This window comes from Burkholderia sp. ABCPW 11 (genome assembly GCF_001523445.1).
In the GTDB taxonomy this organism is placed as follows: Bacteria; Pseudomonadota; Gammaproteobacteria; order Burkholderiales; family Burkholderiaceae; genus Burkholderia.
In genome coordinates, this window is sequence record NZ_LOVM01000025.1 from 115,563 (window position 1) to 132,642 (window position 17,080).

A 17,080-nucleotide genomic window follows, 5' to 3' on the forward strand; every position below is an offset into this window, starting at 1 on the left:
CGGTAAGCCGGGCGACGAAACGGGCGGCGACGGGCTGCCCGTTTCGTTGTCCATCGCTCGACGCGAAGCGCGTGGCGGATGCATTGCGTCGCGTCGCCGGCGCAGGTCGAAGCCGGCATCCATTGATGCAACCGGAGAAAGAATCGCGGTACGTGTGCGACATCGCGCGGCAACCGCACGGGAATCTGCGCGACGGGTCCTGTCGGCCGCCGGATTGCAAGCGGCGGCGCGGCCCGATTTCGTTTCGATGTGTTTCAGTCGTTGCGGCGGCGCGCGACGCGCTTCGACAATATCGCCTCGACCATTCGGGCACGAGGGAAACACATGAAGCACATTCGCGCGACGGGCCGGCATCTGGCCTCGGCAGGCATCGCGTTCGGCATCCTGGTGAGCGGCGCCGCGCACGCGCAGCTCGACCTGCAGTCGATCGGCGCGTCGCTGTTCGGCGGCGGGCAGCAGCAGGCGGCGCCTGCGCAGGGCGGTGTCGCGCAGTTGCTGCAGGCCTATGTCGGTGCGAACCAGCAGGTGCTGAACGGCCAGTCGTCGCTCGCGTCGGCGATGGGGCTGACGGGGGCGGCCGGGCAAGCGCAGCAGGCCGCGAGCCAGTTGTCCGGCGGCGATGCGCTGTCGCCGGCCACGCTGTCGCAGATGGGCGGCGCGCAACAATCGGTGTCGCAGGCGCTCGGCCAGGCATTCGCGAGCGGGGGCGCCACGCACGGCCCGATCGACAAGCAGGCGTTCAGCAACGGCCTCGCGTCGTTGGGGCAGGGCCTCACGCAGTATTCGCAACTGCAGTCGGGGCTCGGCAATCTCGGCTCGACGAGCGCCGCGTCGTTGCTGCAATCTGGCCTGAATCCGCAGAACATGCAGGCCGCGACGTATATCGCGCAAAGCGCGCCGGGCCAGTTGCAGTCGCTTGCCGCGACGCTCGGCCAGGCCGTGCAGTTCGCGACGAGCCAGGGCATTTCGGTGCCGTCGGTCGCGTCGTCCGCGCTGAAGCTGCTGCCGTAACGCCGCGCGGTGGCGTGCGCGATGCTGTGGCCGGCATCGTGCGCGCCGGTGACGCGCCATGGCCCCGCACAACATGGGGATTTCGCGCGATGCTATCGTGGCGTGTTCCTCCCATCGGTGCCGGTTCATGACTGACTCGTTCGACCTCTCGCGCTATTTCTCCCGCATCGGCTACGACGGCCCGGCCGAACCGACGCTGGACGTGCTGCGCCGGCTGCATCTGCTGCATCCGCAGGCAATCCCGTTCGAAAACCTCAATCCGCTGACCGGCGCGCGGGTCGCGCTCGACCTGCCCGCGCTCGTCGACAAGGTGATCGAACGCCGCCGCGGCGGCTACTGCTTCGAACTCAACAAGCTGTTCTACACCGCGCTCACGACGATCGGCTTTCGCGTGACGCCGCTGATCGCGCGCGTGCGCTGGATGCGGCCGCCCGAGATCGTCACCGCGCAGACGCACATGCTGCTGCGCATCGATCTCGACGGCGCGGCGTGGCTCGCGGACATCGGCTTCGGCAGCGCGACGCTGACCGCGCCGCTGCGCTTCGTGCCGGGCGAGCGGCAACTGACGCCGCACGGCGCGTTTCGCGTGATCGATGCACCGGTCGATGGCGAATTCGACATGCAGTTCGAGATCCCCGACGGCTGGCAGACGACCTACCGCTTCTCGCTGAAGCCGGCCGAGTGGATCGATTACGAAGCCGCGAACTGGTTTACGTCGACGTATCCCGAATCGATCTTCGTGAACGACCTGATCGCGTGCCGTGTGCTGCCGGACGGCCGCGCGGCGTTGCTCAACACCGTGCTGACGCTGCGCGACGCGGCGGGAGCCGGGCGCACGGTCACGTTCGACGATGCGGCCGACTGGGCGGCGTGCCTGCGCGACACGATCGGCATCGATACGGCGGGATTCGATCTCGACGCGCTGTTCGCGCGGCTCGCGGCGCGCGCGACGTAACACGGATACACGACATCGCCGGCGGCTCGCACGCGGGCCGTGACCGTCCCGCCATCGTCTTCGGTTGACTTTTGCTAGTTTGCTAGCATACTAGTAACCATGACCGACGAAGAAGTGAAGCAATTCAACGTGTACCTGCCGCTGAGCCTGATCCGGCAGGTCAAGCATCGCGCCATCGAGACGGAGCAATCGCTGTCCGCGCTGGTGGCCGACGCATTGCGCGCGTATCTGGCCGCTCCGCAACCGGGGGCCGGCCCATCCGACAAGGAGGAGTGACATGTCATCCGAGCGAATCGAAGCCGTGTACCTGACGACGCACAACTGGGGCAAGTCGGCGAAGTTTTTCCAGTCGCTGGGCTTCACGCTGGAATTCGAAACCGATCATCACTCGGGCCAGCTCAGGTGCGGCGACGGCCCGTTCCTGTTCATCGCCGAGGTGCCGGCGAGCGAGAAGCCCGACATGCAGGTCGTGCTGAAGGTGCCCGACGAGCAGGCCGTGCGGCCGCAACCGATCGTCGACGTGGTCACGCCGTTCGAGGATACGCACTGGGGCACGCGCGACATGACCGTGCGCGATCCGGACGGGCGCGTGTGGCGCCTGCAGGCGCCGGGCAAGTCCGGTGCATGAGGTGATGACGATGACCGACCGCCATCAGGATGGGCCCGACAGCACCGCCGAGCGCGTCGCGCTGTGGCGCGCGCTTCACGTCGAACTCGATGAGCCGCCGCACGTGCTCGCCGATGAAGTCGGCCTGCGTCTGCTCGCGCCGCCGCCCGGCTGGCAGCGGCGTGGCGACATGGATCAGCGCTTCACGCGGCCGTTTCGCGCGTCGATCGTCGCGCGGGCGCGCTTCATCGAGGATCTCGTCGTCGACGAGGCCGCGCGGGGCGTGAACCAGTACGTGATCCTGGGCGCGGGCCTCGACAGTTTCGTGCAGCGCCGGCCCGAGATGGCGTCGCAACTGACCGTCTTCGAGGTCGATCCGCCCGCGCCTCAGGCGTGGAAACGCCGCCGCCTGATCGAACTCGGCTTCGGCGTGCCGGACTGGCTGCGCTTCGTGCCGGTCGATTTCGAAGCGAAGCAATCGTGGCACGACGCGCTCGTGCGGGCGGGCTTCGATGCGGACAAACCGGCAGTCGTGGTGTCCACCGGCGTGAGCATGTACCTGACGCACGAAGCGAACGTGGCGGCGTTGCGCGATGTGGCGTCGCTCGCGCCGGGCTCGACGTTCGCGATGACCTTCCTGCTGCCGCTCGAGCATGCCGATCCCGACGTGCGCCCGGGCCTCGAAATGGCCGCCAAGGGCGCGCGCGAGAGCGGCACGCCGTTCATCAGTTTCTTCACGCCGGCGCAGATTTGCGCGCTCGCGACGCAAGCCGGCTTCACGCGGGCCGAGCACGTGTCGGCGGCGGACCTCACGCGCCGCTATTTCGCCGATCGTACCGACGGGTTGCGCCCGCCGAATCGCGCGGAGGAACTGCTCGTCGCGACGGTGTGACCGCGGCGTGCCGCGCGTGTGAGCTTCACGCCCGTTCGAGCACGGCCATCTCCCGCACGACCACGAGCAGCACCGCGAGGCTCGCGCCGCCCGACGCGCGCAGATCGGCGAGCAGGTGCTCGTAGCGCGCGAGCGCGGTCTCGCGGCGCGCGCGCCACGCGCCGACGATCGTGTCCGGCGTGGTCGAATCGGGCGATTCCGCCAGCGCGCTGGTGGCAAGCGTGCGCTTGAGCCGCGCGACTTCCGCGAGCGCGGCCGCGCGCGCCAGCATGTCCCAGTGCGTCGGCGTCGGCAGCGTGGCCGCGCGTTCGCCGATCCACCCGTAGTTGAGCAGCGTGCCGAGCGAGAAGTAGACGCCCGCGACCAGTTCGAGGCTGCGATGGCAGGTCGCCGCCACTTCGGCGATGTCGAGCAGCGCGGCCGAGATGTCGCCGCTCGCGACGCGCCCGGCGAGCGCGGCGTCGACGCCGGCGTCGACCAGCACGCGTTGCCGCTCGGACAGCGCATCGAGATCGTCGGCCGGCAGCAGCGACGGCAGTTGCGGCGCGATGCGCTGCACCGCGTCGCGGCAGCGCGCGATCAATCCGGCGACGCCGCCGTCGGCCACCGCACCCGACTGCAGATGCCGCAGGAACCACAGCGCCGCGCGCTCCAGCAGCCGCGCGACGTCGACGAACATGCGCGCCTGCACGTCGTCGGCGACGCGGTTGTCGAGCGCGTCGATGTCGCGCCATACCGCATCGAGGTCGAACACGTCGCGCGCCATGATGCACGCGCGTACGATGTCGCCGGGCTTCGCGTCGGTCTCCTCCATCAGCCGGTGCACGAATGCGCAGCCGACGCGGTTCACGAGCGCGTTGGTCAGGTGCGTCGCGAGAATTTCACGGCGCAGCGGATGGCGGCGCATCGGCTCGCTGAAGCGCTGTTGCAGCGGCTTCGGGAAGTAGTCGACGAGCATCGCGGCCACCAGCGGATCCTCGGGCACGTCGGATTCGAGCAGCGCGTCGTAGAGCCACATCTTGCTGTACGCGAGCAGTACCGCGCGCTCCGGCGACGTGAGGCCGAGCTTCGCGGCCTGCCGCTCGGCGACTTCGTCGTCGGTCGGCAGGAATTCGATCACGCGGTTCAGGCGGCCCGCGCGTTCGAGCCAGCGCATCAGGCGCGCCTCGGCGTCGAGCAGTTCGACCGCATGGCGGCCCGCGATCGACAGCGCCTGCGTCTGGTAGTAGTTGTCGCGCAGCACGAGCAGCCCGACTTCGTCGGTCATCTCGGCGAGCAGCGCGTTGCGCTGCTTCTCGGTCATCTCGCCGTCGGAGACGACGAGTCCGAGCAGGATCTTGATGTTGACTTCGTGATCCGAACAATCGACGCCGGCCGAGTTGTCGATCGCATCGGTGTTGATGCGGCCGCCGCGCTGCGCGAACTCGATGCGGCCGAACTGCGTGCAGCCGAGATTGCCGCCTTCGCCGACGACCTTGCAGCGCAGGTCCGCGCCGTTCACGCGCACCGCGTCGTTCGCGCGGTCGCCGACCTGCGCATGAGTTTCGCGCGTCGCCTTCACGTAGGTGCCGATGCCGCCGTTGTACAGCAGGTCGACCGGCGCCTGGAGGATCGCGCGGATCAGCTCGGTCGGCGGCAGTGCGTGCGCGTCGATGCCGAGCACGGCCTGCACGGCCGGCGACAGCGGGATCGTCTTCGCGGTGCGCGGATACACGCCGCCGCCCGGCGAAATCGCGGCCGTGTCGTAGTCGGCCCAGCTCGAGCGTTCGAGCGCGAACATGCGCTGGCGCTCCGCGAAGCTCGTCGCCGGGTCGGGGTTCGGGTCGAGGAACACGTGCCGGTGATCGAACGCGGCGACGAGCCGGATATGCGGCGACAGCAGCATCCCGTTGCCGAACACGTCGCCCGACATGTCGCCGATGCCGACCACGGTGAAGTCGGTGGTCTGCGTGTCGACGCCCATCTCGCGGAAGTGCCGCTTCACCGATTCCCACGCGCCGCGCGCGGTGATCGCCATCTTCTTGTGGTCGTAGCCGACCGAGCCGCCGGATGCGAACGCGTCGTCGAGCCAGAAGCCGTATTCGTGCGAGATCGCGTTCGCATAGTCGGAGAAGGTGGCCGTGCCCTTGTCGGCGGCGACGACCAGGTACGGATCGTCGGGGTCGTGACGCACGACGTCGGGCGGCGGCACGATCGCGTTGCCGGCGAGGTTGTCGGTCAGGTCGAGCAGCCCGCGCAGGAACGTCTGGTAGCACGCGATGCCTTCGCGCATCCATGCTTCGCGATCGCTCGGCGGCGGCGGGTTCTTCACGACGAAGCCGCCTTTCGAGCCGACCGGCACGATCACGACGTTCTTCACCATCTGCGCCTTCATCAGCCCGAGCACCTCGGTGCGGAAATCCTCGCGGCGATCCGACCAGCGCAGGCCGCCGCGCGCGACGCGGCCGCCGCGCAGGTGCACGCCCTCGACACGCGGCGAATACACCCAGATCTCGAACATCGGCTTCGGTTCGGGCAGCCCGGGCACCTTCGCCGGATCGAACTTGAACGACAGGTACGGCTTCGATTCGCCGTTCGCGTCGGCGAGGAAGTAGTTCGTGCGCTCGGTCGCGTTGATCACGCCGAGGAACTGGCGCAGGATGCGGTCTTCGTCGAGATTCGGCACCTGGTCGAGCGCGCCTTCGATCGCCTTCAGCAGCCGTTCGGCCTGCACGTCGCGCGTGTTGCCGATGTGCGGGTCGAAGCGCAGCAGGAACAGCTCGACGAGTTGCCGCGCGATCGCCGGATTGCCGGTCAGCGCGCGTTCGATATAGGCATCGCTGAAGGTCGAGCCTACCTGCCGCAGGTATTTCGCATATGCGCGCAGGATCGTCACTTCCCGTGCGCTCAGGTGTGCGCGCAGCACGAGGCGGTTGAAGTCGTCGTTCTCGATCCGGCCGCTCCAGATCCGGTCGAATGCATCCTCGAACAGGCCTTTCACGCGCTCGATGTCGAATTCGGTATCGTCGGCGAGCTCCAGCCCGAAATCGTGTACCCACGCATGCGTGCCGTCCTGCGTCTGGATCCGGTACGGCCGCTCCTCGTCGACGCGCACGCCGAGGTGTTCGAGCATCGGCAGGCTGCGCGACAGCGCGATCGGGTCGCCCGCGCGATAGACCTTGAAGCGGAACGCGCGCGGCTCGGCCTCGATCGGCCGGTACAGGTTCATCGCGAGCTGGCCCGAATCCTTCACGCGCTCGATCAGCTCGATGTCGCGCACGGCCGTACGCGCCGGATAGTCGTCGCGATAGCCGGCCGGGAACGATTCCGCGTAGCGCTGCAGCAGACGGTTGCCTTGCTCTTCGCCGAATGCGTCGAGCAGCGCGTCGGCGAGGTCGTCCTGCCAGCGGCGCGTGACCTGCACGAGCCGCGTTTCGAGTTCGCGCGTGTCGACGTCGGGCATCGTGCCCGGTTCGGCATGCACGACGAAATGAATCCGTGCGATCGCCGATTCCGACAGCAGCGGCGTGAATTCGACGTTCACGCCGTTGTACGCATCGACGAGCAGCTTCGCGATGCGGCGGCGCAGGTCGGTGTTGTACTTGTCGCGCGGCACGAACACGAGGCACGACACGAAGCGGTCGAAGCGGTCGCGGCGCACGAACAGGCGCGTGCGCTGGTGTTCCTGCAGGCGCAGGATGCCGAGCGCGATGTCGTAGAGCTGGTCTTCGTCGGCCTGGAACAGTTCGTCGCGCGGATAGGTTTCGAGCACCGTCACCAGCGACTTGCCGAGATGCCCCTTCGGCAAGAAGCCCGCGCGCCGCACGATGTTCGCGCATTTGCGGCGCACGATCGGGATCTCGGCGCTCGACACCATGTACGCGGTCGACGTGTAGAGCCCGATGAAGCGGCGCTCGCCGGTGACCTTGCCGTCGGCGCCGACGAGCTTCACGCCGACGTAGTCGAGATAGCCGGGGCGGTGCACGGTCGCGCGCGAATTCGCCTTGGTCAGGAAGATCGGCCATGCGCCGGTGATGATGTCGGCGGCGGCCTGCGGCAGCGGCGTCACGTCGGGCGCATCGGACGTGCGCAGCGATTCGCGCAGGATGCCGAAGCCCGAGCCCTCGATGCCGCGCAGGCCGAAGCCCGTGCCGTCCGATACGAGCGCGTAGTCGCGCTGACCGAGGAACGTGAAGTGATCGGCGGCCATCCATTCGAGGAACGCGCGCGCCTCGATGTCCTCCGCGGTCGATTCGCGCGCCTTCATCTCCTTGATCGTCGCGCGGGCGATGTCGACGATCTTCGGCCAGTCCTCGACCGACGCGCGCACGTCGCCGAGCACGCGCGCGATGTCCTCGCGCAGCGTGTCGAGCAACGCGGCGTCGCCGCAGCGGTCGACTTCGAAATGGATGAACGACGCGAGTTGCGACTGGCCGTCGGCGGACGTCGCGCCGCCCGCGTCGACCCGCTCGATGCCGCCGCCGGCACCGCGCCAGATGCGGAACACCGGGTGCAGCGCCGAGTGCAGCGCGAGCCCGAGACGGTTGACGGCCATCGTCACCGAGTCGACCAGGAACGGCATGTCGTCGTTGACGATCTCGATCACCGTGTGGTCGGAATGCCAGCCGTGCTGTTCGAGGATCGGGTTGTACACGCGCAGGCGTTCGCTGCCGGGCACGAATTTCTGGGCGGTTTGCCAGTGCGCCATCGCGGCGCCGTACAGGTCGGCGATGCTGCGGTTCTGCAGATCGTCGGCGTCGACGAAATCGTAGTAGTGACGCAGGAAGGGTTCGACGATCCGGAACGTGGCTTCGGGCAGCCGAGCGCGCGCGAATTCGACGACGTCGGAGAGCAGGTGTGCGACGACTTCCTCGTTCTTCGCTTCCATGGCGGTCTCCGTCGGGTGGCCATTGGCTGCTGCGTCTGTCCGGCATTATGCGCCGATTGCGTGACAAAGCGATGTGCGGGCGCACAATGGGCGAGGGCCCGCGCCGCGAAAGCCGCCCGCACCGCCCGTGACGGGCGGCGTGGGCCGGGATCACGAGAGTTCGGGAGGCTTCAGGTCGGGGTGCCGTGCATGGAGCGGACTCATGAAGTCGACCAGCATCGTGGTCAACAGCGACGAAACGAATTTGCGATAGATCACGAACTCGGCGTCGGGACACGACGCTTTCACTGTTAGCAAGGAGCGGTCCAGATCGGCGCCCATTTGCAGGATCAGATCGTTCAGCGCACGTGCGACGTGTTGGTCCGAGATCATGTATTGCCTGTCGGTACGGTCATTGGCGAGTATTTGCTCGCATATTTCTCTCCGCATTCGGGGCTGCGGTAGGGGCCCAAGTGCGTTGCCGATGGTCGGGTTGCCGACGAAAACAACAACGCTGCTTCGCGTGCCAAGGCAGAAGCAATGATTCGTTATGCGAAGGTATTTTCACAAAAATCTGAGAAAAGCCTTTGATTCACTTCGCAGTTGGATCGGAATGCTCGCTGGACGCCGCGATGTTCCCGAAAGTTAGTGGTAGCGAGAATCGTTGTCAACGGCGATATTTCGAGATAGCTGATGCGATCGGATATTTGAAGACGCTGCGGGATGTCGACTGAGGGGGCGGTCGGATCGGAACCGCGTCGCGATCGGACGATGACGACGCGCTCCCGTGTTTCGGAAGCGCGCCGTTTTGGTGCGACGCGCTTTCAGCGCTCGTCACTCCACAGCTTCCCGGCCGTCGCCCAGTTCTCCTTCTTCACGTCGGTCAGGATGATATCGACCGAGCCCGGCGTGCAGCCGAGCGTTTCGCACGTGACGCGCGTGATTGCTTCGACGAATGCGCGCTTTTGCTCGACGGTGCGGCCTTCGAAGAGCTGGATATTGAAAGTCGGCATGACAGATGCTCCGGTTGGGATTGAACGATTGACGACGAACGATTCGGTCGGGTGTGGAGGCGGCGTCAGTCGCGATACGACGGATCGATCCGGTCGAGCCGGCGCAGCAGCGCCGGCCATTCCAGTTCGCCTTCGATCGCGCCGCCGTCGCGCAGTTGTTCGGCGGTGCGCTCGGCGACGGCCGGCTCCGGCAGCACGAGCGGCCCGCCGCCGGCCTGCGCGCGCACCTGGATGTCGCACGCCTTGATCAGCGTATCCATCAGCACATAGGCTTCGGCGACGGTGCGGCCGACCGTCAGCGTGCCGTGGTTGCGCAGCAGCATCGCGGATTTCGCGCCGAGACTCGCGGTCAGCCGCATGCCTTCGGCCGGCGAGAACGCGAGCGCTTCGTAGTCGTGGTACGCGAGATCGCCATGAAAGCGTAACGCGTGCTGCGACGCCGGCAGCAGCCCGTCGCGCTGGATCGACACGGCGATGCCGGCCGTATTGTGCAGGTGCATCACGCAGACGGCGTCGGCGCGCGCGGCGTGCACGGCCGCATGCAGCGCGAAGCCGGTCACGTTGACGGCGTGCTCGCCGTCGCCGATCCGCTGGCCGGCCAGATCGATCTTCACGAGGTTCGATGCGCGAACCTCGTCGAACGTGAGGCCGAACGGGTTGATCAGGAAGTGGCCGGGCTCGCCGGGCACGGTCGCGGACAGATGCGTGTAGATCAGGTCGTCCCAGCCGTTCAGTGCGACGAGCCGGTATGCGGCGGCGAGGTCGACGCGCAATCGGCGCTCGGCGTCCGAGATCGGGCCGCCGGGCTTCACGGCATCAGGACGGTGTGCGAACGACATCGGGTTCTCCGAGGGTGAGGCGGCGCGCGACTGCTACGGTTGCCCACGACGCGAGCGCGAACGGGGCCGTGAACACCGGGATGCCCGCGCGCATCGCGAGCCATTGAATCAGCGCGGCGAGTGCGGCGGCCGCGAACGCCGCACGCGGCCCGCGCGACATCAGCGCAAGGGCGGCGAGCGCGCCGTTGAAGCCGAGCAGGCCGCCGGCGAACGACGCGCCGCTTGCGCCGAGTGCGACCAGCAGCACGGTCGAGACGGCCGCGCCGCCAAGCGCGAACGCGGCGGCGCGGCGGGACGCGACGGCGAGGCCGGCGACGACCAGCGCGCCGGCCCATGCGCCCTGCGCGAAGGTGGTCTGGGCGATCCCGGACAGCAGCGCGTCGGTGGCGCAAGCCGGCGTCAGCAGCGGGCCGGCGGTTACGCCGTCCGCCTGTTGCAGTGCGATAAACGGGAACCACAGCGCGGTGACGGCCAGGCACGGGCTCGAATACGGGCACTGGCGCCAGCGGGCGAGCGATCCCCGCATCGTGCGTTGCACGAGCGCCGCGCCGATCGCCACCAGCGGCGCCAGCGCGACGGCGGCGAGTTGATGGGGCGCGAACAGCACGGCGATCAGCGCGGCCAGCGCGCCGTTGAAGCCGTGCAGCCCCTGTTCGACGTCGCGGCGCTCGGCGCCCGTCAGCACGGCCGTCATGCTGGCGGCGGCGGTGCCGACCAGCGCCGCGCACGCGAGCCGCAGGTCGGTCAGCGCGAGCGCGGCGAGCAGCAGCGTGCCGGTGAGCGCGTTCGCCTGCAGCACGACCTGCCCGATGCCGCGCAGCAGAATGCGCAGGTCGATCGGCGGCGAGGCAGGGCGGGCGGTAGGCATGATGACGGCGGAACAGGATGAGCCGCGAGCATAGGACACAATCCCATGCACCGGAATAGGGAATTCTGGATAGTCGGGATTTGTGCGACGATGCCCTGCAATGGGAAACCGGGAGGCGGAACGATGCGTGAAGTGCGGTGGGCGTCGCTCGAAGGCGACGGGGTCGAACATCTGACGTTCGACCGGAGCGGCGGCGCGCTCGTCGTCGAAAGCGCGGTGGTCGGCCAGCGGTACGGTCGCGCGTATGGGCTTGCGTATCGCGTCGAGTGCGATGCGCAATGGCGCGTGACTTACGCAGTGCTCAAGGTAATGGGCGGCGGCACGCTCGAATTGCGCGGCGACGGGGCCGGGCATTGGCGCGACGGTTCATGCCGTGCACTGCCGGAACTGGAGGGTTGCATCGACATCGACATCGCGGCGACGCCGTTCACGAATTCGCTGCCGATCGGCCGTCTTGGGCTCGCGCGCGGCGAGCGACGGCCGATCGACGTCGCCTACATCTCGACGCCGGACCTGACCGTCAAGCCGGTCAAGCAGGCTTATGCGTGCATCGAACCGGGCCGTCGCTATCGCTACGAAGGGATCTTCCGGAATTTCACCGCGGAAATGGACATCGACGACGACGGGCTCGTCGTCGATTACGAGACGCTGTTCAGACGCCTGCCGGCGCCGCCGACGGCACGCTGAACCGCGGCGTGCGTCGCCGCCGGCCGCTCCTGCGCGGATGCGAAGCGGTCGATCCGCGACGCGATCATGTCCGGGTGACGCAGCACGATCCAGTGCGTGCCGTCGATTTCCTCGCGCACGTGGTCGCCGAGCCAGCGATCGAGGTCGACCGACATTTCGGGCGTCACGTAGCGGTCGCGCACTGGAACCAGGATCTGCACCGGCGCCTGCGCGTACCGTTCGCGCGGCCTGCGGGCTCGTGCGAGGAAATTCGCGCGGTACATCTGCATCCCGTTCAGCGCGTTCTTCAGTTGCGCGGGATCGCGCTCGGCGCGCACGCGTTCGGTGAGCTGGAGCCAGCGCGGCCACAGCGCGGCACCGCCGAGCCGCCACACCAGCGACGGCACGAGCGGCAGGTGGAAGAACGCGATGTACCACGACTTCAGGCTCTGCTTGACGCGCATCTTCGCGCGGAACACGTGATCGAGGCACGGGCCGGAGATCGACGTGTACGACGCGATGCGGCCGCGGAACGCCGGATCGGTCACGGCTTCCCAGCACTGGATCGAGCCCCAGTCGTGGCCGACCAGGTGGAACGGCCGGCCGCCGCAGGTCGCATCGGCCACCGCCTTCAGGTCGCCGGCGAGCCGTTCGAGCGTGTAGTCGGCACGGCGGCGCGGCGCATCCGATGCACCGGCGCCGCGCACGTCGTATGCGATCACGCGGTAGCGTTTCGCGAGCCGCGCGCGGATCGGCGCCCACACGGCCGCCGAGTCGGGATAGCCGTGCACGAGGATCAGCGGCGGCGCGCGACGCGAGCCGCTTGCGTAGACGGCGAGTTTCACGTCGCCCGACTGGACGGTCAGCATCTCGGGAGCGCGCGCCATGGCGTCATGCCTGCGCCACCGAATGCAGCGGCACGCGGCGCGGGGCGGCTTGCGCCGCATAGCGCGCGTTGGTCGCGTCGATGTTCTCGAGCAGCGCGTCGAGCTCCTGCAAGTACTGATGGTTATCGTGATCCCACGGGTGGAAGCCCGGGCGGAAGTAGTCGAGCCATTCGCGCGCGATGCTCGGGAACACGCCGTTCTTCGGGCTGTACAGATACTTCACGAGGCGCCACATGCCGCCGAACTTGCCGTGTTCGCGACGGTGGGCGCGCATCAGCCGCACGTGGAAGTCGAACACGATGGCCCAGAAGAACACGGTCGTCGTCAGCATCGTGCCGGTGCGCAGCAGGTAGCTGCCGAGGCCCGGCTTCATCACGGTGCGCCACACGTCGTAGGACACCGCCTTGTGCTCGGTTTCCTCCATCGCGTGCCACATCCACATCTGCCGGTAGCCTTCGACCGAGCCGTCGATCCGGTGCTCGTGGCCCGACAGCAACTGGTTCGCGAGGATCGCCGTGTAGTGCTCGAGCGCGATCGTGATCGCCAGTTGCATCGAGTGCGGCAGCACCTTCTTGAACCAGCCGAGGATCGTCCACAGGCGCTTGTCGAGCTTGTGCGCGGGCAGGCCGGACGCCTGCAGCAGGTCGTTGTACTCGATGTGCTCGCGCGTGTGCATCGCTTCCTGGCCGATGAAGCCGAGCACCTGCTTTTTCAGCTCGGGATCCTCGATCCGGTCGCGGTAGTGGCGCACCGAATCCATGAAGAAGCGTTCGCCGGCCGGGAACAGCAGCGACAGTGCGTTCATGAAGTGCGTGACCGGCACGCCCTGCACATGCCAGTCCTTCGCGCGTTCGGGCGGCAGCGCGAAACGGATGTCGCGCCGCACGGGCATCATGTTCGGTGTCGTCATGATTGTTCTCCCTGGTTGCCTGCATTGTTGTAGGTGGCGTGCACCGGCGCCGGCGTGCCGCGCGCGGCATGGCGCCGGGCCTTCGCGGCCTCGCGGCGCGTCGCGAGCACGACGAGCGCCTGGTAGGCGGCCGGCAGGATGCGTGCCATCCAGTCGGCGCCCTTCGCGTCGCGGCCGATCAGCACGCGGCGCTTGTTCTTGCGCACGCCGGCGAGGATCGTGCGCGCAGCTTCGTCGGCGGTCGTGATGAAGAACTTCTCGAAGCTGTCCTTGCCTTGCTGTTCGCTCTCGACGATGAAGCCGACCATGTTCTTCGCGACGCGGCTCGACTGCGCGATGTTCGTGCGGATGCCGCCCGGATGCACGCAGGTGGCCGACACGCCGCACTTCATCATGTCGAGCTCCTGGCGCAGCGATTCGGTGAAGCCGCGCACCGCGAACTTGGTCGCGTTGTAGCCGCTCATGCCCGGCTGCGCGAAGATCCCGAAGATGCTCGACGTGTTGATCACGTGGCCGTCGCCCGATGCCTTCAGGTGCGGCAGGAACGCCTTCGTGCCGTGCACGACGCCCCAGAAGTTGATGTTCACGATCCACTCGAGATCGCCGTATTCCATGCCTTCGATCGTGCTCGACAGCGCGACGCCCGCATTGTTGAAGATCAGGTTGACCTTGCCGTGCTCCTTCGCGGTGTCGTCGGCCCACGCGAACATCGCGTCGCGATCGCCGACGTCGAGTACGCGTGTCGACACGCGCACGTTCGGTGCGATCGCGCGGACGATCCGTTCGGTCTCGGCGAGGCCGACGCCGTTCTTGTCGGCGAGCGACACGTGGCAGCCGGCCTGCGCGAGCTGGATCGCGAGCGCGCGACCCATGCCCGAGCCGGCGCCCGTGATCGCGGCGACCTTGTTGGCAAAATCTTTCATGTCGATGGCTCCTTGTCTGGCTCAGGCCGCTTCGGCGGACGTGGAAGCGGAAGCGGCCGGCGCGGCGACGGGCCGCGCGGTCGTGTCGTGCTGCGGCGCGCGATACGTGTGGTAATCGGCGATCGAGAAGTGCGCGGTCGCCTGGCGGAAGCGCCACGTGAAGCCCGGCCACAGCGTCGTGTTCTTGCCGGTGCGCGGGTCGAGGTACCAGCTCTTGCAGCCGCCCGTCGACCAGATCGCCTTTTTCAGCTTGCCCTGCAGGTCGCGGTTGAACTGCGCCTCGACGAGCGGGCGCACCTCGATCGCATCCGCGCGTTCGCGGTGCATCGCCTGCAGCGCGCCGAGGATGTACTCGATCTGCGATTCGATCATGAACACCATCGAGTTGTGGCCGAGGCCCGTGTTCGGGCCGACGATCATGAAGAAGTTCGGATAGCCCGGCAGCGTCGTGCCGAGATACGCATGCGCGCCGTCGCGCCACGCGTCGACGATGTCGAGGCCGCCGCGGCCGACGATCGCCCCGCGCGGATACGGGTCGGCCACCTGGAAGCCGGTGCCGTAGATCAGGCAGTCGATTTCATGACGCTTGCCGTCGGTCGTCACGACCGCGTCGGCTTCGATGCGATCGATGCCGGTCGTGATCACGTCGACGTTCTTGCGCGACAGCGCCGGGTAGTAGTCGTTCGAGATCAGCACGCGCTTGCAGCCGAGCGTGTAGTTCGGCGTGACCGTCTTGCGCAGCGCCGGGTCGGGAATCTGTTTGCGGATGTGGCGCAGCGCGAGCTTCTGCACGTTCTTCATCAGCGACGGATGGATCGCGAAGCCGAGCACGCGCGATTCGAGCATCCAGTAGATGCCGCTGCGCACGACCTTCTGCGTGAACGGAAGCGTGCGGAACAGCCATTTCTCGAAGCCGGTCAGGTTGCGGTCGGGCTTCGGCATGATCCACGGCGGCGTGCGCTGGAACAGCGCGAGCGACTTCACGCGCGGCGCGATCTGCGGCACGAACTGGATCGCGCTCGCGCCGGTGCCGATCACCGCGACGCGTTTGCCTTCGAGCGCGTAATCGTGATCCCACTGCTGCGAATGGAATGCGCGGCCCTGGAAGGTTTCGACGCCGGGAATCGCCGGCAGCGCGGCGCGCGACAGGCCGCCCATTCCCGACACCAGCACGCGCGCGGATAGTCGCTTGCCGTTCGCGAACGTGAGGCGCCAGCGTTGCGCGGCTTCGTCGTATTCGGCGCGCTGCAGTTCGTGATTCATCCGCAGGTGCGGGCCGACGCCGAAGCGCTGCACGCAGTCTTCCAGATACGCGCGGATCTCCGGCTGCGGCGCGAACATGCGCGTCCAGCGCGGGTTCGGCGCGAACGAGAACGAATAGACGTGCGATTGCACGTCGCATGCACACCCGGGGTAATGATTGTCGCGCCATGTGCCGCCGACCGACGCGGCTTTCTCGAGGACGACGAAGTCGGTCACGCCCGTTTGTTTCAGGCGGATCGCCATCCCGAGGCCGGCAAAGCCGGTGCCGATGATGGCGATGTCGATGGTTTCGTCCAGGCCGTCATGGCCGGGTGGACCGAAAGGCAACGTGCGAGCATTCATCCGGGTGTCTCCGATTTGGCTCATTTTTTAATGTTACATTGGTTGATGTAACGATAGTGCGTGAACCCGGAAACCGCAAGAGGCTAGAAGCGGCGCTCTAAGGGCCGAAAACCAGGCGGGAAAAGGCTGAGCGCGGTTTGGAACGGTCCGGTTTCCGCGATGCGGGATGAGCGGACAAGGCCGTCGACAGGGCGAGACACGGAAGAAGTGGGGCCGCCGGCACGCGGCGGCCTGTTTGAAACGGTATCAGGGACGGATCGGCCGGTTGGCCGTCTCATGGAAAACCCCGGCCACGATCGTGACCTGCGCGAGCGCATAGAGGCCCCAGATGCAATAGTCGATACCCGGAAAACCGCCGAGGAACCGACCGACGCCGATCAGCGTGTCGGAGCCGACGAAGACCAGGCTGCCGATTGCGACCAGCGGGCCGTGCGTGCGGGCGGCGAGCGCGAAGCTCGCCATCGAGCACAGCACGAGCATGTAGACGGCGACCGGCGCCAGCAGCTCGCCGAGATGCGGGAGGAACGCCATGTAAAACGCCGGCGCGGCGATCCACAGCCCGACGAGCGCAACGATGCGCCAGCCGTGCGGCCGCGCGCGCCACCGGAAGAAGATCGCGCAATAACACAGATGCGTGAGCAGGAACGCGCCGAGGCCGAGGACGAACGACAGCGGCCAGTCGGGCAGTGCGAGGAGCACGTCGCCGAGCACGGCGGTCGCGAGCGCCGCGCACAGCCACGTGCGTTCGCGCGGTGCGCCGCAGGTGCTGCCCGCCGCGAGCAGCAGGATGCCCATCGCGGCTTTCGCGGCGGCCTGGCCCGGATAGGGCGCGGCGGCGAGCGACAGCCCGTACAGCAGCGCCGCGGCGATGGCGAGCGGCCAGAGCCGGCGGTAGGCGGCGGGAAGCGTGGCGATCAAGGCGGGGGTCTCCGGTTCGTTGTCGTCCGCGGCGGACGGCGCGCGGTCGATGGCGCGGCTGCCGGCCATTATCCGGAAGAACGGGGGCGCGAAAACCGGCGAATCCTTCTAGGAAACGACGGCGACGGGCCGCGACGCCG

General features: G+C 67.7%; 16 protein-coding genes. 6 read left to right on the top strand and 10 right to left on the bottom strand.

The window, feature by feature from the left end; genetic code table 11:
* Nucleotides 1–324 precede the first annotated feature (324 nt).
* The 5 genes from WS61_RS09580 to WS61_RS09600 all read left to right on the top strand — a co-directional run bounded on the left by WS61_RS09580 (nt 325) and on the right by WS61_RS09600 (nt 3,465).
* Entirely contained in the window at nt 325–1,011 is a 687-nt protein-coding gene (locus WS61_RS09580) for a hypothetical protein (RefSeq protein ID WP_059500245.1), read from the top strand.
* A 127-nt stretch (nt 1,012–1,138) separates the two neighbouring features.
* Nucleotides 1,139–1,966, top strand: a complete 828-nt coding sequence (locus WS61_RS09585) for an arylamine N-acetyltransferase (protein ID WP_059500246.1) — start codon at nt 1,139–1,141, stop codon at nt 1,964–1,966.
* Between the two features lie 99 nt (nt 1,967–2,065).
* The gene (locus tag WS61_RS09590) at nt 2,066–2,242 is read left to right on the top strand and encodes a ribbon-helix-helix domain-containing protein (protein WP_059500247.1); all 177 of its coding nucleotides are present in this window, start codon (nt 2,066–2,068) and stop codon (nt 2,240–2,242) included.
* Nucleotide 2,243: 1 nt separating this feature from the next.
* On the top strand, nt 2,244–2,594 hold the full coding sequence (locus WS61_RS09595) for a glyoxalase/bleomycin resistance/extradiol dioxygenase family protein (protein WP_059500248.1): 351 nt from the start codon (nt 2,244–2,246) through the stop codon (nt 2,592–2,594).
* Between the two features lie 10 nt (nt 2,595–2,604).
* The gene (locus WS61_RS09600) at nt 2,605–3,465 is read left to right on the top strand and encodes a class I SAM-dependent methyltransferase (protein ID WP_059500362.1); all 861 of its coding nucleotides are present in this window, start codon (nt 2,605–2,607) and stop codon (nt 3,463–3,465) included.
* 25 nt (nt 3,466–3,490) lie between these two features.
* On the opposite strand, the gene WS61_RS09605 is transcribed toward WS61_RS09600, so the two are convergent.
* The 5 genes from WS61_RS09605 to WS61_RS09625 all read right to left on the bottom strand — a co-directional run bounded on the left by WS61_RS09605 (nt 3,491) and on the right by WS61_RS09625 (nt 11,031).
* Nucleotides 3,491–8,332, bottom strand: coding sequence for an NAD-glutamate dehydrogenase (locus WS61_RS09605; RefSeq protein WP_059500249.1), 4,842 nt, complete (start codon nt 8,330–8,332; stop codon nt 3,491–3,493).
* A 150-nt stretch (nt 8,333–8,482) separates the two neighbouring features.
* Entirely contained in the window at nt 8,483–8,704 is a 222-nt protein-coding gene (locus WS61_RS09610) for a hypothetical protein (protein ID WP_059500250.1), read from the bottom strand.
* Nucleotides 8,705–9,135: 431 nt separating this feature from the next.
* Entirely contained in the window at nt 9,136–9,324 is a 189-nt protein-coding gene (locus WS61_RS09615; protein WP_059500251.1) for a 4-oxalocrotonate tautomerase, read from the bottom strand.
* A gap of 65 nt (nt 9,325–9,389) precedes the next feature.
* Nucleotides 9,390–10,163, bottom strand: a complete 774-nt coding sequence (locus WS61_RS09620) for a class II aldolase/adducin family protein (protein ID WP_059500252.1) — start codon at nt 10,161–10,163, stop codon at nt 9,390–9,392.
* Nucleotides 10,141–11,031, bottom strand: coding sequence for an urea transporter (locus WS61_RS09625; protein WP_059500253.1), 891 nt, complete (start codon nt 11,029–11,031; stop codon nt 10,141–10,143). Before WS61_RS09625 ends, WS61_RS09620 begins: the two co-directional genes overlap by 23 nt.
* 123 nt (nt 11,032–11,154) lie before the next feature.
* On the opposite strand from WS61_RS09625, the gene WS61_RS09630 reads away from it, so the two are divergent.
* On the top strand, nt 11,155–11,718 hold the full coding sequence (locus tag WS61_RS09630) for a putative glycolipid-binding domain-containing protein (protein ID WP_059500254.1): 564 nt from the start codon (nt 11,155–11,157) through the stop codon (nt 11,716–11,718).
* On the opposite strand, the gene WS61_RS09635 is transcribed toward WS61_RS09630, so the two are convergent.
* The 5 genes from WS61_RS09635 to WS61_RS09655 all read right to left on the bottom strand — a co-directional run bounded on the left by WS61_RS09635 (nt 11,670) and on the right by WS61_RS09655 (nt 16,940).
* On the bottom strand, nt 11,670–12,584 hold the full coding sequence (locus WS61_RS09635; protein ID WP_059500255.1) for an alpha/beta fold hydrolase: 915 nt from the start codon (nt 12,582–12,584) through the stop codon (nt 11,670–11,672). The two genes, WS61_RS09630 and WS61_RS09635, sit on opposite strands and share 49 nt — an antisense overlap.
* A 4-nt stretch (nt 12,585–12,588) precedes the next feature.
* Nucleotides 12,589–13,494, bottom strand: a complete 906-nt coding sequence (locus WS61_RS09640) for a metal-dependent hydrolase (RefSeq protein ID WP_059500256.1) — start codon at nt 13,492–13,494, stop codon at nt 12,589–12,591.
* Entirely contained in the window at nt 13,491–14,417 is a 927-nt protein-coding gene (locus WS61_RS09645; protein WP_059500257.1) for an SDR family oxidoreductase, read from the bottom strand. Before WS61_RS09645 ends, WS61_RS09640 begins: the two co-directional genes overlap by 4 nt.
* 21 nt (nt 14,418–14,438) lie before the next feature.
* Nucleotides 14,439–16,022, bottom strand: a complete 1,584-nt coding sequence (locus WS61_RS09650) for an NAD(P)/FAD-dependent oxidoreductase (RefSeq protein ID WP_059500258.1) — start codon at nt 16,020–16,022, stop codon at nt 14,439–14,441.
* 246 nt (nt 16,023–16,268) lie between these two features.
* On the bottom strand, nt 16,269–16,940 hold the full coding sequence (locus WS61_RS09655; RefSeq protein ID WP_059500363.1) for a lysoplasmalogenase: 672 nt from the start codon (nt 16,938–16,940) through the stop codon (nt 16,269–16,271).
* Between the last annotated feature and the right edge of the window lie 140 nt (nt 16,941–17,080).